Genomic DNA, 14090 nt, shown 5'->3' with positions numbered 1-14090 from the left:
AGGCGATGGTGTCACGCCCTCGCGTGGGTGTTGTCGGACGTCGCCATAGGATCGCCGGCATGCCCCGATCCGCACGTCTCGTCCCGGTCGCCGCGTTATTGGTCTGCGGTCTCGTCCTCGTCGCGTGCGATGGTGGCTCACCGGGCGGTTCGGGTGGCTCCGGGGGGTCCCGCGGCGCGGTCGGGGTCGGCGACCCGTATTTCCCGAAGGCGGGCAACGGCGGCTACGACGTCTCGCACTACGGTCTCACCCTTTCCTATGTGCCCGAGGGCGGCCGTCTGAGCGGAACCGCGGTCGTCACGGCCCGTGCGACCCAGGATCTGTCCGCGTTCGATCTGGATCTGGTGGGCATGGAGGTCGAGGAGGTGCGCGTCGACGGCGTCGGCGCGGAGTTCCGCCGGGACGGCCAGGAGCTGATCGTCCGCCCGTCGGAGGTGCTCGCCGGCGGGGAGACCTTCGAGGTGCGGGTCCGTTACTCCGGAAGCCCGCTGACGATCACGGATCCGGACGGTTCCGAGGAGGGCTGGCTGCGCACGGAGGACGGTGCGCTCGCTCTCGGCGAGCCGACGGGCTCGATGGCCTGGTTCCCCGGCTCTCATCACCCCGCCGACAAGGCGTCGTACGACGTCGCCGTCACCGTTCCGAAGGGGCTGACGGCCGTCTCCAACGGCGAGTTGCGCAGCGTGCGGGCCACGTCGGACGGGCGTACGACGTTCGTCTGGCACACCGCGGAGCCGATGGCGAGTTATGCGGCGACGCTGGCGATCGGCCGTTACACGGTCACCCGTCCGTCGATGGGGGACGGCCGGCCGGCGTATGTCGCGGTCGACCCCTCGCAGGCGGGCGCGAGCCGTGCGGTGCTCGCCCGGCTTCCCGAGGTCATGGAGTGGGCGCAGGAGAACTTCGGCCCCTATCCCTTCTCCTCCGTCGGCGCGATCGTGGACGGTCCGGACGATGCGGGGTACGCCCTGGAGACGCAGAACCGTCCCGTCTTCCCCGGGGCTCCTGACATGAGGACGTTCGTCCACGAGATCGCCCACCAGTGGTTCGGGGTCTCGGTCACGCCGAGGACCTGGCGGGACATGTGGCTCAGCGAGGGCCTCGCGACGTACGCCGAGTGGGTGTGGACGGAGGACGAGGGCGGGGCGACGGCGGAGGAGTCCTTCACGGAGCTGTACGAGGACGGCACGGAGACGTACGAGGACCTGTGGGACTTCCCGCCCGCGAAGCCCACGGGTGCCGCGTACATCTCGGAGTCCCCGGTCTACCAGCGGGGCGCGATGGTGATCCACCGCATCCGTCAGGTCCTCGGCGACGACGACGCCTTCTACGACCTTCTGTGGGGCTGGGCCGCCGCGCACCGTCACGGCAACGCCGATACGGACGACTTCACGGCGTACGTCGAGAAGCGGGCGCCGGATGTGGACTTCGGCGAGGTCTGGGCGGACTGGCTGTACGGGGAGGGAAGGCCGCCGCGCCCCTGAGGGCTCACGCCGGGTCGGGTCGGCGGCCCGTCTCCCACTCGTCGAGCAGCCGGGCGAGGCGGGAGGGCCATACCGGCTCCGGTTCCTCGGCGAGTTCCTCGCGGGTCCACCAGCGCCAGCCGAGGATGCCGTCCGTGGCGTGGGCGGCGGCCAGGCCGGGGCCGGCGGGTTCGCGGCGCGGGCCGGGGGTGACGTAGACGTCCTCGTTCTGGCGGACGACGACGCGGAGGGGCGTCCCCGTGCTCGTGCGAAGCCGGGCGTGGGTGCGGGTGAAGTCGTGTTGCCATGTGCACAGCAGGGGACCGGGCTCCAGGTCCGTCCACCCGGTCTCCTCGCGCAGTTCCCGCAGGGCGGCCTCGCGCGGCGACTCGCCCTCGACGAGGCCGCCGCCGGGCAGTGCCCAGTGCACCCCGGTGTCGTCGTTGTCGTAGCGGAAGAGGAACACGGACCTGTCGGGGGCGACGACGGCGATGCGGGCGGCGCGTCGGGGGATGACGAGCTGTTTGCGCAACACGGCGCAGGGGCGGCCGAGTTGCAGGTCGGGCCGGTGGTCGATGACCTCGTACCCGAGCGCGGTCCAGAACGCGAGGCCTGCGGGGTTGGCGTCGAGGACGGCGAGCCGGACGGCGTCGTGGCCGGCTGCGCGCAGGCGTTCCTCGACGCGCTCGGCGATGCGGCGTCCGAACCCCTGGCCCTGTACGGCGGCGTCGACCATCAGCAGCCCGATCCAGGGGTCGGGGTCCGCGCGGTCCGGGTGCTGTGCGAGCGTGACGGCGATGCCGACGAGCTGTCCGCGGCTGCGGGCGAGCAGCACCTCGGCGTGCGGGTCGGTGAGCTCCCCGGCGAGGGCCGCGGCCACCTGTTCCGGCCGGATGTCGTCCGGGTCCGGAAAGTCGCCGCTGAGGGCGTGGAACGCGCGGTGGGAGGCGTAGAGGGCGGTGAGTTCGGTGAGGAGGGGGGCGGGGATGTCGTGGTCCGGGGTGAGGCGCAGTGCGTCGAGGAGCATGGCCGCAGGCTAGGGGCATCGGTTCCGGGGCGGGGCCCGGACGCGGGCCGCCCCGCCCGGCGAGGTGCTGGGCGGGGCGGTCCGGGTGTCGCTGTGCGGCGGTGTCGCTGTGTGGCCTCGGGTGTCAGACGTTGACGCCGAAGTCCTGCGCGATGCCGACGAGGCCGGATGCGTAGCCCTGGCCGACCGCGCGGAACTTCCACTCGGCGCCGTTGCGGTAGAGCTCGCCGAAGACCATGGCCGTCTCGGTGGCGGCGTCCTCGGAGAGGTCGTAGCGGGCGATCTCGGCGCCGCCGGCCTGGTTGACGATGCGGATGTAGGCGTTGCGGACCTGGCCGAAGTTCTGCGAGCGGTTCTCCGCGTCGTAGATCGAGACCGGGAAGACGATCTTGTCGATGTCGGCGGGGAGGCCGGCCAGGTTGACGTTGATCGCCTCGTCGTCGCCCGCGCCCTCGCCGGTGCGGTTGTCGCCGGTGTGGACGATGGTCTGGTCCGGCGTCTGCTTGTTGTTGAAGAAGACGAAGTGGGCGTCGGAGTAGACCTTGCCCTGGGGGTTGACCGCGATCGCGGAGGCGTCGAGGTCGAAGTCCGTGCCGGTGGTGGTGCGGACGTCCCAGCCGAGGCCCACGGTGACGGCGGTCAGGCCCGGAGCCTCCTTGGTGAGCGAGACGTTGCCACCCTTGGACAGGCTTACAGCCATGGTTGGGAGTCCTTCCCTCGTTATGTACGGCTTCGCGGGCACGAAGCTACAGCTATCCCTATGAACGCAGCGGAGGCCGGTCAAGGTTCCCGGCGACCTGGCGTTTCTTTACTTTCTTTACCAAGGGATATTCGCGTGACTCGGGCCGGGCCGGAGCGGGAACATGGTGGGCATGTCTGGTCCCTATGTCGTCCGCGGCTCCGTCTCCCTTCCCGAGGCCGAGCTCATGTGGCGTTTCTCGCGGTCTTCGGGGCCGGGTGGGCAGCACGTCAACACCAGCGACTCGCAGGTGGAGCTCCGCTTCGACCTCGAGCGCACCGAGGCGCTGCCCGAGGTGTGGAAGGCGCGGGCGCTGGAGCGGCTGGCCGGGCGGCTCGTCGACGGCGTCGTCACGGTCCGGGCCTCCGAGCACCGCTCCCAGTGGCGCAACCGGGAGACCGCCGCGGTGCGCCTGGCCGCGCTGCTCGCCGAGGCGACCGCACCGCCGCCCAAGCCGCGCCGGCCGACGCGCATCCCGCGCGGGATCAACGAGCGCCGGCTGCGGCAGAAGAAGCAGCGCTCGGAGACGAAGCGGGGGAGGACCGGGCGCGACTGGGGCTGAGCCGTGTCCCGTCCGCCGCCCCCTGGGTTTTCTCGGTCCGTCACCTTTCATCCGTCACCTTTCATCCGTCACATTTCAGGAGCGCCGTGCGTCATCCCTGTGACTGACGACCACGCCGGCCGGGTTCGACGACCGCTGCCGGCGCCCGAACCGTGACGAGGGATGCGACCGATGACGACGACGGGCGACGACGACTTCCTCGCCGACTCCTTCGAGGCGCACCGCGGGCGGCTGCGCGCCGTGGCGCACCGCATGCTGGGCTCCGGCGCCGAGGCGGACGACGCCGTGCAGGAGGCGTGGGTGCGGCTCAGCCGGAGCGCCGGCCGGGGTGAGGCCGAGGGCATCGACAACCTCGGGGGGTGGCTGACGACGGTCGTCGGCCGGGTGTGCCTGGACATGCTGCGCTCGCGTCGTTCGCGTGCCGAGGAGCCGCTGGAGAGCTGGACGCCTGCCGCGTCGGCCGTGCCCGATCCGGCGCAGGACGCGCTGCTCGCGGACTCCGTGGGGGTGGCCCTCCTCGTCGTCCTGGACACCCTGACCCCGGCGGAGCGGCTGGCGTTCGTCCTGCACGATCTGTTCGGGGTCCCGTACGAGGAGGTGGCGGGGATCGTCGACCGGACCCCGGAGGCGGCCCGGCAGCTGGCCAGCAGGGGTCGGCGGCGGGTGCGCGGGGCCCGGGAGCCCGATGTCGACCCGGCCCGGCAGCGCAGGGTCGTGGACGCCTTCCTGGCCGCCGCCCGGGACGGGGACTTCGACGGGTTGCTCGCGGTGCTCGATCCGGACGTCATGGCCCGCTCGGGGGCCGTGGTGACCACGGGGGCGGCCGCGGTCGCACGCGGCGCGTCGGGCTTCGCCCGGCTCGCCGTCGTGGCCCGGCCCGCCCTGGTGGACGGGGCGACCGGAGTGGCGGTGCTGGTGGAGGGCCGGGTGGAGCGCACGCTCGCCTTCACCTTCGTCCGCGACCGGATCGCCCTGATCGACGTCACGTCCGATCCCGCGCGCCTGGCCCGGCTGGAGGTGACGCTGCTGCGGCCCGACGGCGGCCCCGACGGGGTCTAGTTCCTAGGACCCGAGCCGGTCCAGGGCGAGGACGCCGACGGCCTCGCCCTCGCTCCTCTCGCCGGTCTTGCGAAAGCCCAGCCGCAGATAGAAGTCCTCGGGGCCGTGCTCGCCCTCGTGCCAGGTCACGTACATCTCCGTGGCGCCGCGGCGGCGCAGTTCCGCGGCGACGGACTCCACGGCGAAACGGCCGTAGCCGCAGCCCTGTTCGGCGGCGGCGATGTTCAGCCGCCACAGGCCGGAGCGGATCAGGCTGCCGTCGCCGCGGCCGTTCCAGTCGATGTCGAGGAACGCCATGAGGAAGCCGACGGGCCGGTCGCCGTCCATGATCAGCCGCGGCCAGGCGACGCCCGGCGGATGGACGTAGGCCTCCGCGAGGGATTTCACGACCGGGCAGACCGCGAACTCCTGGTCGGGGTGGACGCGAATGCCCGTGGCCGCCTCGAAATTGCCGGGGGTTATCTCCACGAGGCGCAGGGGTGAACCCGTGGTGATCGCCTGGGCGCCGTCGACGCCTGTCATGCCTGTCATGCCCGGCACCCTAGGCGCGTCGTTCCCGGACCGGCCACGGCATTTCCGGCGGCGTCAGCCCAACTGCCGGTAACGGCCCCGGAAATAGACCAGCGGGCCGCCGTCCGCGCTCGGCGCCGACGCGGTCAGCACGCGGCCGATCACCAGGGTGTGGTCGCCCGCGGACACGCGTTGTTCGGTACGGCACTCCAGGGTGGCCAGCGCGCCGCCGACCAGGAGCGCGCCGCCGGCCTCGCCGCGGACGCAGGGGAGGTCCTCGAAGAGGAGCCGGTCGCTGATGCGTCCCTTCATGGCGAAGCGGCCGGCGATGTGGCGCTGGTTCTCCGAGAGCACCGACACCGCCCACAGCGGCTGTTCGTCGAGCAGGTCGTCCATGCGGGAGCCGGTGCGCAGCCCGACCAGGACCAGCGGCGGGTCGAGGGAGACCGACACGAAGGACGTCGCTGTCATGCCGACGTCCTCGCCGTCCGGGGCTGCGGGGTCGTCCGGGTCGAGGGAGGGTTCGCGCGCGGTCACCAGGACCACGCCGTCGGCCAGCCGGGACATGGCGGCGCGGAACTCGTCGTTGCTCACCCCCTCAGCATGCCCGGAGGGAGTCTTCGGCACGGTCTTGAGCACGTCGGGAGACACATCGAGGGACACACGGGGAACGCTAGTGTCCGATCGATGCGCCCCGCATCGGACCTCCGCCCGAGTAGGGTCTTAGGACCGCGGACCGATATCCGGTCTCTGTCCGTGTTCAGGAAACGCACAGGAAAAACGCGGAAACTCCACTCAAATGTTCATGTTCATCTGTGACTTGAGTCACAAGACGCATTAATTGTTGACCCTGTGTACCGAGTGAGCAGCGCGCTGTGATTCAGTGGCGGAGGCGTCACAAGGAGACACACACCGACAACAGAGCACCAGAAACGACGTTGCGCCGAAGACAACCCTTGATTCGCTGCGAAGTCTCGGGGGGAGGGCGAAACACATGGAGACCGAGTCGGAGCCTTACGTCCGTCTTGCGTCCCTGCGACAGCTGCACCAGGTCATGGCCGACATGAACACGGCCCGCAGCCTGGCCGACACACTGCAGACCGTCGCCGACGGCGTGGTCACGGCACTCGGGTACGAGCTGGCCTGCGTCAACCTCGTGCGTCCCGACGGCGATCTCGTGGTCGCCGCCTTCTCCGGCAATCCGGCCGCCGAGGCCCTCATCACGGGCCGGGTCGGCTCGCGCGACTCCTGGGAGCGCCGCCTCGCCATGGGCGAGACCTGGGGCGACCTCATCTTCATACCCCACACCGAGGGCTGGGTCCTCGACGACGACGACGTCCCGCAGTGGTACACCGACGGGCCCGCGCCCCGCTTCGAGGACGAGTGGCACCCCTCGGACCGGCTCTTCGCCCCCATGTACACGCCCGCCGCCCCCGGCAGCGGCGGCGCCTGCGGCGAACTGATCGGCGTCCTGTCCGTGGACCGGCCGCGCAACGGTCGTCGGCCGGGCGCATGGGGACGCGAAGCGCTCCAGATGTACACCTTCCAGGCCGCCATCGCGATCAGCAACGCGCGTCTACGTGCCAACATGCAGCGGGCACTGGTCAGGCTCGAACGCGAGCAGCAGGCCCTGCGCGCCAGTGAGGAATCCTTCCGGCAGGCCTTCGAGTACGCCCCCTCCGGCATGGCGATAGCCGAGATGGGCGGCGACCAGCACGGGCGCATACTCCGCACCAACGACGCCCTCTGCCGCCTGCTGGGCCGCCCCGCCTCCGCGATGCGCCGCTACTCGTTCTCCGACCTCGTCCACCCCGAGGACATAGGCACCCTGCTGCGCACCTCGGCGGAGGGCGGGCGCGCCGAACTCCGCCTCGGCCGCCGGGACGGCACCTACCTCTGGGTCAGCCTGCGCAACTCCGTGGTCGCCGACGCCGCCGACGGGCCGCGCTTCCTCCTCACCCACGTCGAGGACATAGAGGACCGCAAGCGCCGCGAGCTCCAGCTCGCCCACCGCGCCTCGCACGACTCCCTCACCGGCCTGCCGAACTCCGCGGAACTGCGCTCGCGTCTGTCCGCCCGGCTCTGCCAGCGCCCTCTGTCCACCCACCCCGCGGCCGTCGACGCCATGGACTCGGCCTACGGCCACGCCGCCTTCGACGCCAACGGCCACGGCTTCGACTACCGGCCCGGCGGCGCGGAAACCTTCGACGGCTACGACCACCATGTGCACACCGCCGCCCCCGAGGACGGCCGCGACGACGGCGCCAAGGGGCTCGCGGTCCTCTTCTGCGACCTCGACGGCTTCAAGTCGATCAACGACCGCTTCGGGCACAACGCGGGCGACGCGGTCCTCATCGAGGTCGCCCGCCGGCTCTCGCGCCAGGTCCGCGACGGCGACACGGTCGCCCGGCTCGGCGGCGACGAGTTCGTGATTCTCGCCGACGGCCTCGGCCGCGCCGACGCCGCCGACCTCGCCGTCCGGCTGCGCAACGAGATCATCCAGCCGATCCGCGCCGAGGGCCGGGCCGTGCGGGTGGGCGCCAGTTTCGGCATCGGCTGGGCACAATGCGGGATGACCGCGGACGAAGTGCTGAAGTCCGCCGACGAGCGCATGTACGTCGAGAAACGATCTCGTCCCAAACAGCACAGACGAGCGGGATGATCACCAGGTCAGCCGCCCCGCCCTCCTGCCGTTGCGATCCGAGTCACCCGTTCGGGGGGTGCGGACCGGGTAGGCTCGCAGTTCCCACACGTATGGATCCGCGTACGCGTGTTGCATCCGCCCCGCACTGTTGAGGAGTACGAAGGGATGACGCCCGGCAATAACGGCGCGAGCACGCCCGAGGACGACGACCCGTTCGGCTACCTCTACGCCGACGGCCAGGCCAACGGCGCGCAGCCGCCCTCCGGCGGCGGCTACGGCTACCCGAACTCGGTCAGCCGGGTGCGCGCGGTCGGCGAGCGCCGCAACGGACAGCAGTCGCAGCAGCAGACCGCGCAGTACGGGCAGCCGCCGACGGTCCCGCAGCAGCAGGGCGCGTACGGCCGGCCGAATGCGCACTACGCCGCGCCCGAGAACTTCGGCGGCGGCGGCCCCTCCACCGGCCGGCAGCCCGTGCAGAACGGCGGCGGCCGCGGTCGAGGCCCCAACACCAAGGGCCTGCTGATCGGCGCGGTCGCGGTGGTCGCCGCGGTCGTGATCGGCATCGCGGTGGCCATGGCGGGCGGCGACGACCAGAAGGACGACAAGGCGGGCGGCCAGCCGTCGTCCTCGGCCGCCGCGTCCGGAAGCCCTTCGCCCAGCCCGTCGGCCTCCGACGACGAGAGCAAGGACGAGCTGCCGAAGGCCGACGCGAAGGCGCTGAACTTGGGAGACGGTCTCACCACCTCTTCCGATGTCAAGGGAGCCAAGGCTGCCGGCGGGATCTACGTGACGGGCTTCAACCACGTGGGCGCCAAGGTCACCTGGACGGTCAACGGGATCGATAAGAAGGGCACGTACCGCCTGTACGTGCGCTACGGCATCCCTGGTGTGGACGCCAACGCCACTCTGGTGGTCAACGGAACCGCGAATGCGCAGGCCCTGAACATGAAGAACTTCGCCAAGTCCCCCCAGGGAGACTTGGAGCGGGGCTGGCAGGAGACCTGGGCCAACGTCAATCTGAACAAGGGCACCAACATTATCGAGATCGCCTGCAACGAAGGCAATCAGTGCGACGCGAACCTCGACCAGGTGTACCTCGTCAACTCCTGAGCCCCGGTTCAGGCCGCGGTGACGTCTCCGGTCACCGCGATCCGGCCCACCAGTTCCCCGTAGGCCGCCCGGTCGAACTCGCCGGCTGTCGGGGTCGGGACCGTCGCCGCGGACAGGGCTGTCGCGCGGGTCAGGCGGTCCGGCCAGGGGAGGCGTTCGACCAGGCCCGACAGCAGGCCCGCGCACACCGAGTCGCCGGCGCCCGTGGGGTTGCCGCGGACACGGGCCGGCGGGGTGGCGCGCCAGCGGCCCTCCGGGGTCGCCGCGACCAGGCCGTCGGCGCCGAGTGAGGCCACCACCGACCGGGCCCCGCGCCTTCGGGCGTCCTGGGTCGCGCGCAACGGCTCGTGGGAGCCGGTCAGTTCGGCCAGTTCGTCGGCGTTCGGTTTGACGATGTCCGGGCGGGCGGCGACCCCGCGGCGCAACGGCTCGCCGCTCGTGTCGAGCAGTACGGGGACGCCCGCGGCCCGTGCCGTGCGGACCAGGAGCGCGTACGCGCCCACCGGCACCCCCGGCGGCAGACTGCCGCACAGGGCCACCGCGTCGGCGTCGGCGAGCAGCCCCTCGTACGCCTCCTGGAAGGCGGACCACTCGGCCGGCGCGACGACCGGGCCGGGTTCGTTGAGCTGGGTGGCGTCGCCCGCGCCGGCGTCGACGACGGCGATCGTGCGGCGGGTCGCCCCGGCGACGGGCACGAGCGCGTCCGCCACCCCGGCGGTGTCGGCGAGCAGTTCCTGCACGCGCCGGCCGGTGGCGCCGCCCGTGAAGCCGGTCACCGTCACCTCGTGGCCGAGGGCGGCCAGCACCCGGGCGACGTTCAGCCCCTTGCCGCCGGGCCGCTCCCGTACGTCGGTCACCCGGTGCGAGGCGTGCGGCCGCAGGGCGGGCACGTGATACGTGAGGTCGAGAGCGGTGTTCAGGGTGACGGTGAGGATCACTGGGCCGACCTCCCTCGACGGGCACGGGTGCAGGGCTCGGATCCGCCGTCTTCGCGATTCCGGAGGCCTGATCATGCCAAAGAGACGGCGACCGGCCCAGTACTCGGGTCGGCCACCGTCCCGGTGCGGGCGGACGTTTCAGGCCAGTTGGGGATCCACCACCCAAACCCCCTGGCGCATCACGCCCTTGACCTCGAAGTCCTCGTCCAGCAGGACCAGGTCGGCGTCCTTGCCGGGCTCCAGGGAGCCGACCCTGTCGTCGATGCCCAGCAGGCGCGCCGGGTTGGCGGACAGGGCCGCGACCACGTCCTCGACCGGGATGCGGTCGATCGTCACCGCGCGCTGGAAGGCGCGGTCCAGGGTGAGGGTGGAGCCGGCGATCGAGCCGCCCTCCACGAGGCGGGCCACGCCCTCGCTGACCTCGACCTCCAGCGGGCCGAGCAGATAGCGGCCGTCGCCGATGCCAGCGGCGTCCATGGCGTCGGTGATGAACGCGACCCGGCCCGGGCCCGCGTGACGGAACGCCAGTTCCAGGGCGGCCGGGTGCAGATGGGTGCCGTCGTTGATGAGCTCGACGGTCACCCGCTCGTCCTCCAGCAGGGCGGCGATCGGCCCGGGGGCGCGATGCCCGAGGGGCGGCATCGCGTTGAAGAGGTGGGTGGCGACGGTGGCTCCCGCCTCGATGGCCTGAACGGTCTGCTCGTACGTGGCGTCCGTGTGCCCGACGGCGGCGATCACGCCGTGTTCGGCGAGCAGACGTACGGAGTCCAGGCCGCCGGGGAGTTCCGTCGCCAGCGTGAGCATCCTGGCCTGGCCGCGCGCCGCGTCGATCAGCTTGCGGACCTCGGCCGGGTCCGGGTCGCGCAGCAGCGCCTCGGAGTGCGCGCCCTTGCGGCACGGGGAGATGAACGGGCCCTCGAAGTGGATGCCGGCCAGGTCGCCCTGTTCGGCCAGCTCGCTCAGCAGGCCGGCCTGGCGGACGAGGACGTCCATGTCGTCGGTGACGGTCGAGGCGACGAGGGTGGTGGTGCCGTGCAGACGGTGGGTGTGGACGGCCTTCTGGACGTCCTGCGCCGAGCCGGAGAAGGAGGCTCCGCCGCCGCCGTGGTTGTGCAGGTCGACGAAGCCGGGCACCAGCCAGTGGCCGGAGACGTCGACGAGGGTTCCTCGCGGGTCCCCGTGCGGGGCCTCGGCGGCGATCTTCGTGCCGTCGATCGCCACGCGGCCGGCGGCCACGGTGCCGGTGGGGAGCACCACCCGGGCGCCGGTCAGCACCTGCCTGCGTGCGCCGGTCGAGGGCAGCGGGTGCGTGGTGGCCGGTCGCGTGCTCGCGGCGGGGCCGCTCGGTGTCGCGTCCCGCGCCCCTAGGGGGGTGGCCATCAGGGGGTTACCTCCGTACGGTCGGTCGAGTCGATGAGATCCCGGGCGAGCAGGCCCGCGCCCAGGCAGCCGGCGCTGTCGCCCAGGGCCGCGGGGACGATCTCCGGAAGTCTCTGGAAGGTCACCCGTCGGCGGACCGCTTCGCGCAGCGGCGTGAACAGGGTTTCCCCGGCCTGCGCGAGCCCGCCGCCGATGACGAGCGTGCGCGGGTCCAGCAGGGTGACGGCGGTGATCAGGCCGTCGGCGAGGGCGTCCACGGCCCGCTGCCAGACCCGGACGGCGTCGGGGTCGTCGGCGGCCACGGCCTTCGCGCAGTGCGCGGCGTCCGCGTCCGGGTCGCCGCTCGCCGCCGCCCATGCCTCGCCGACGGCGGCCGCCGACGCGTACCGCTCCAGGCAGCCGTGCTGCCCGCACGGGCACGGGGTTCCGCCGGGGCGTACGACGACGTGGCCGATCTCGCCGGCGAAGCCGTGCGCGCCCGCCTCCACCCGGCCGTCGACGCCGATCGCGCCGGCGATGCCGGTGCCCAGGGCCACGAACAGGAACCGGTCGGCGCCCCGGCCCGCGCCGATCCGGCCCTCGGCGAGGCCGCCGGTGCGCACGTCGTGGCCGAGGGCGACGGGAACGCCGAGGCGTTCGGCGAGCCGTGCGCGCAGGGGGACGTCCCGCCAGCCCAGGTTGGCCGCGTAGACGGCGACGCCGTTCGCCTCGTCGACGATGCCGGGGACGGCGACGCCGGCCGCCGCTGCGGGTTCGCCGTATTGCTCGACGCCGTGTTCGCGCAGGTCGGCGGCGAAGTCGAGGATGGCGTCGACCACGGCGTCGGGGCCGTGCTCGCGGCCGGTGGTTCGGCGGGCGCGGTGCAGCAGGGCGCCGTCCGCGCCGACGAGGGCGGCCTTCATCCCGGTGCCGCCCACGTCCAGGGCGATGACATGTCTCACGGGAACAGTGTGGCCCGAGGACCCGCAAGAGGTCTAGTCCACTTGCGTGGTGTAGACCTTACTCCGGATAACGGATCCATTGGTATGAGCAATCAATTGCTCTGTCCATACAGACGGTCACGAGGAGCGGTTCGGTGCAGCGGGCACGAAAGTCAGGGACGATCGCGGCGGCGTCCGCCCTCGGCATGGCGGCGGTCCTCGCCGGCTGCGGACTGACCGGAGGCTCCGACGACGTCACCCTGAGACTCGTCGCCGCCGACTACGGCGACAGCGGCGCCAACAGCTCCAAGAAGTACTGGGACCAGCTCGTCAAGGCGTACGAGAAGGATCACCCGGGCGTCACCGTCGACGTCACGGTGTACTCCTGGAACGACGTCGACGCCAAGGTCAAGGCCATGGTCGACAAGGGCGACGCCCCCGACATGGCGCAGATCGGCGCGTACGCGGACTACGCGGCGGCCGACCGGCTCTACAAGGTCGGCGACGTGGTCTCCATCCCCGTCGAGGCCGACTTCGTGCCCCGGCTCGCCGACGCGGGCAAGGTGCGCGGCGTGCAGTACGGCATGCCGTTCGCCTCCTCCACGCGGCTGCTGTTCTACAACAAGACCCTCTTCGCCCGGGCCGGCCTCACCCCGCCGACCACCTGGGCCGAGCTGGCCACGGACGCCAAGGCGCTCAAGGCGAAGGGCGTGAAGTACCCGTACGCGCTGCCGCTGGGGCCCGAGGAGGCGCAGGCCGAGACCCTGCAGTGGCTGCTCAGCGGCGGGGGCGGCTACAACCAGACCGTCAGCAGCTACAGCCTCGACTCCGCCGAGAACGTCGACACCTTCGACTGGCTGAAGGACGAGCTGGTCGGCAAGGGCCTCACCGGGCCGGTGGCCCCCGGCAAGCTGAACCGGGCCGCCGCGTTCTCCGCGTTCACCGCAGGCGACGTGGGCATGCTCAACGGGCATCCCTCGCTGATGAAGGCGGCCGAGAGCAAGGGCGTGAAGTTCGGCATGGTGCCGATGCCCGGTCGCGACGGCCCGAGCAAGAGCTCGCTGGGCGTCGCCGACTGGATGACCGCCTTCAAGCAGAACGGGCACGGCGAGCAGATCGGCGACTTCCTCGACTTCGTCTACAGCGAGAAGAACGTCCTCGCCTTCTCGCGCGAGTACGACCTGCTGCCCGTCACCACCTCCGCCTCCCTGGTGATGGGGGCGGCCCCGCAGGACGCCGACCTCCAGCCGTTCCTGGAGGAGCTCCCGCTGTCCGAGAGCTACCCCGTCGGACGGACCTCGTGGGCGAAGGTCAGTGCGGAGATCAAGAAGCGCATCGGCAGGGCCGTGGCCGCCGACGGCAAGCCGGCCGACGTGCTGGGCGCGCTGCAGACGACGGCCACGACGGAGGAGACCGCCGCCGGCGAGTGAGCCGGATGTCGGTGCGGGGCGCTACCGTGCGGGCATGGAGCGGCGAGCGGACACGGACGGGCTGGGGGCGCGGGAGCGGGGCGTCCTCGCCCTGGAGCGGCGCGGCTTTCCCGGACCCGGCGCGAAGGAACGGGCGATACGCGAGGAGCTGGACCTGTCCCCGGTCCGCTACTACCAGCTCCTCAACGCCCTGCTCGACGATCCCCGGGCGCTGGCCCACGACCCGGTCACCGTGAACAGGCTGCGCAGGGTGCGCGAAGCGCGGCGGGCGGAGCGGTAGCCGGGCCGCCCGTTGGCTATGGTCGCCG

At 72.0% G+C, this 14090-nt stretch carries 14 protein-coding genes; 7 read left to right on the top strand and 7 right to left on the bottom strand.

The features are described from left to right. Positions 1 to 59 precede the first annotated feature (59 nt). The gene (locus Sri02f_RS07970) at positions 60 to 1484 is read left to right on the top strand and encodes a M1 family metallopeptidase (RefSeq protein WP_109000380.1); all 1425 of its coding nucleotides are present in this window, start codon (positions 60 to 62) and stop codon (positions 1482 to 1484) included. 4 nt (positions 1485 to 1488) lie between these two features. Here Sri02f_RS07970 and Sri02f_RS07965 read toward each other — a convergent pair whose 3' ends face one another. Both Sri02f_RS07965 and Sri02f_RS07960 read right to left on the bottom strand, forming a co-directional pair. Further along, complete coding sequence (locus Sri02f_RS07965) at positions 1489 to 2490, bottom strand: bifunctional GNAT family N-acetyltransferase/NUDIX hydrolase (RefSeq protein WP_109000379.1); 1002 nt, start codon at positions 2488 to 2490, stop codon at positions 1489 to 1491. A gap of 124 nt (positions 2491 to 2614) precedes the next feature. Further along, positions 2615 to 3190 (bottom strand): TerD family protein, encoded by a 576-nt coding sequence (locus Sri02f_RS07960; RefSeq protein WP_109000378.1) that lies wholly within the window; start codon positions 3188 to 3190, stop codon positions 2615 to 2617. A 163-nt stretch (positions 3191 to 3353) separates the two neighbouring features. Here Sri02f_RS07960 and arfB point away from each other — a divergent pair, with 163 nt between their 5' ends. After that, positions 3354 to 3791: an alternative ribosome rescue aminoacyl-tRNA hydrolase ArfB gene (arfB, locus tag Sri02f_RS07955; RefSeq protein ID WP_069770558.1), complete on the top strand. Its 438-nt coding sequence runs from the start codon at positions 3354 to 3356 to the stop codon at positions 3789 to 3791. A 171-nt stretch (positions 3792 to 3962) separates the two neighbouring features. Beyond that, positions 3963 to 4850 carry a sigma-70 family RNA polymerase sigma factor gene (locus Sri02f_RS07950; protein WP_109000377.1) on the top strand — a complete coding sequence of 296 codons (888 nt, stop codon included), beginning with the start codon at positions 3963 to 3965 and terminating at the stop codon, positions 4848 to 4850. 3 nt (positions 4851 to 4853) lie between these two features. Here the strand turns inward: Sri02f_RS07950 and Sri02f_RS07945 are convergent, their stop codons facing one another. Together Sri02f_RS07945 and Sri02f_RS07940 are read right to left on the bottom strand one after the other, a co-directional pair. Further along, positions 4854 to 5381: a GNAT family N-acetyltransferase gene (locus Sri02f_RS07945; protein WP_373865078.1), complete on the bottom strand. Its 528-nt coding sequence runs from the start codon at positions 5379 to 5381 to the stop codon at positions 4854 to 4856. Positions 5382 to 5435: 54 nt separating this feature from the next. Next, complete coding sequence (locus tag Sri02f_RS07940) at positions 5436 to 6023, bottom strand: flavin reductase family protein (RefSeq protein WP_373865077.1); 588 nt, start codon at positions 6021 to 6023, stop codon at positions 5436 to 5438. Between the two features lie 331 nt (positions 6024 to 6354). On the opposite strand from Sri02f_RS07940, the gene cdgB reads away from it, so the two are divergent. Both cdgB and Sri02f_RS07930 read left to right on the top strand, forming a co-directional pair. Beyond that, entirely contained in the window at positions 6355 to 8022 is a 1668-nt protein-coding gene (cdgB, locus tag Sri02f_RS07935) for a diguanylate cyclase CdgB (RefSeq protein ID WP_109000376.1), read from the top strand. A gap of 147 nt (positions 8023 to 8169) precedes the next feature. Then, positions 8170 to 9114 carry a CBM35 domain-containing protein gene (locus tag Sri02f_RS07930; RefSeq protein WP_109000375.1) on the top strand — a complete coding sequence of 315 codons (945 nt, stop codon included), beginning with the start codon at positions 8170 to 8172 and terminating at the stop codon, positions 9112 to 9114. Between the two features lie 8 nt (positions 9115 to 9122). Here the strand turns inward: Sri02f_RS07930 and Sri02f_RS07925 are convergent, their stop codons facing one another. The 3 genes from Sri02f_RS07925 to Sri02f_RS07915 form a co-directional block, all read right to left on the bottom strand. Beyond that, entirely contained in the window at positions 9123 to 10052 is a 930-nt protein-coding gene (locus Sri02f_RS07925) for a 1-phosphofructokinase family hexose kinase (protein ID WP_109000374.1), read from the bottom strand. A 138-nt stretch (positions 10053 to 10190) separates the two neighbouring features. Next, a complete protein-coding gene (nagA, locus tag Sri02f_RS07920) occupies positions 10191 to 11327 on the bottom strand; it encodes an N-acetylglucosamine-6-phosphate deacetylase (RefSeq protein ID WP_109000478.1) in 1137 nt (378 codons plus the stop codon). A gap of 104 nt (positions 11328 to 11431) precedes the next feature. Continuing rightward, positions 11432 to 12373, bottom strand: a complete 942-nt coding sequence (locus Sri02f_RS07915; protein WP_109000373.1) for an ROK family protein — start codon at positions 12371 to 12373, stop codon at positions 11432 to 11434. Positions 12374 to 12558: 185 nt separating this feature from the next. On the opposite strand from Sri02f_RS07915, the gene Sri02f_RS07910 reads away from it, so the two are divergent. Both Sri02f_RS07910 and Sri02f_RS07905 read left to right on the top strand, forming a co-directional pair. Further along, positions 12559 to 13782, top strand: coding sequence for an ABC transporter substrate-binding protein (locus Sri02f_RS07910; RefSeq protein ID WP_109000477.1), 1224 nt, complete (start codon positions 12559 to 12561; stop codon positions 13780 to 13782). A gap of 34 nt (positions 13783 to 13816) precedes the next feature. Next, positions 13817 to 14062, top strand: coding sequence for a DUF3263 domain-containing protein (locus tag Sri02f_RS07905; RefSeq protein WP_069770550.1), 246 nt, complete (start codon positions 13817 to 13819; stop codon positions 14060 to 14062). The last annotated feature ends 28 nt before the right edge of the window (positions 14063 to 14090 follow it).

Origin of the sequence: Streptomyces rishiriensis (assembly GCF_003112535.1) — a bacterium.
Taxonomy (GTDB): Bacteria; Actinomycetota; Actinomycetes; order Streptomycetales; family Streptomycetaceae; genus Streptomyces; species Streptomyces rishiriensis.
This window is presented reverse-complemented; position numbering and strand designations above follow the sequence as displayed.

Excerpts from the sequence above, each read along its gene's own strand:
- Sri02f_RS07910 (WP_109000477.1), top strand. The coding sequence starts at position 12,559 with ATGGCGGCGGTCCTCGCCGGCTGCGGACTGACCGGAGGCTCCGACGAC.
- Sri02f_RS07970 (WP_109000380.1), top strand. The coding sequence starts at position 60 with ATGCCCCGATCCGCACGTCTCGTCCCGGTCGCCGCGTTATTGGTCTGC.
- arfB (WP_069770558.1), top strand. The coding sequence starts at position 3,354 with ATGGTGGGCATGTCTGGTCCCTATGTCGTCCGCGGCTCCGTCTCCCTT.
- cdgB (WP_109000376.1), top strand. The coding sequence starts at position 6,355 with ATGGAGACCGAGTCGGAGCCTTACGTCCGTCTTGCGTCCCTGCGACAG.
- Sri02f_RS07950 (WP_109000377.1), top strand. The coding sequence starts at position 3,963 with ATGACGACGACGGGCGACGACGACTTCCTCGCCGACTCCTTCGAGGCG.
- Sri02f_RS07930 (WP_109000375.1), top strand. The coding sequence starts at position 8,170 with ATGACGCCCGGCAATAACGGCGCGAGCACGCCCGAGGACGACGACCCG.
- Sri02f_RS07905 (WP_069770550.1), top strand. The coding sequence starts at position 13,817 with ATGGAGCGGCGAGCGGACACGGACGGGCTGGGGGCGCGGGAGCGGGGC.
- Sri02f_RS07965 (WP_109000379.1), bottom strand. The coding sequence starts at position 2,490 with ATGCTCCTCGACGCACTGCGCCTCACCCCGGACCACGACATCCCCGCC.
- Sri02f_RS07960 (WP_109000378.1), bottom strand. The coding sequence starts at position 3,190 with ATGGCTGTAAGCCTGTCCAAGGGTGGCAACGTCTCGCTCACCAAGGAG.
- Sri02f_RS07945 (WP_373865078.1), bottom strand. The coding sequence starts at position 5,381 with ATGACAGGCATGACAGGCGTCGACGGCGCCCAGGCGATCACCACGGGT.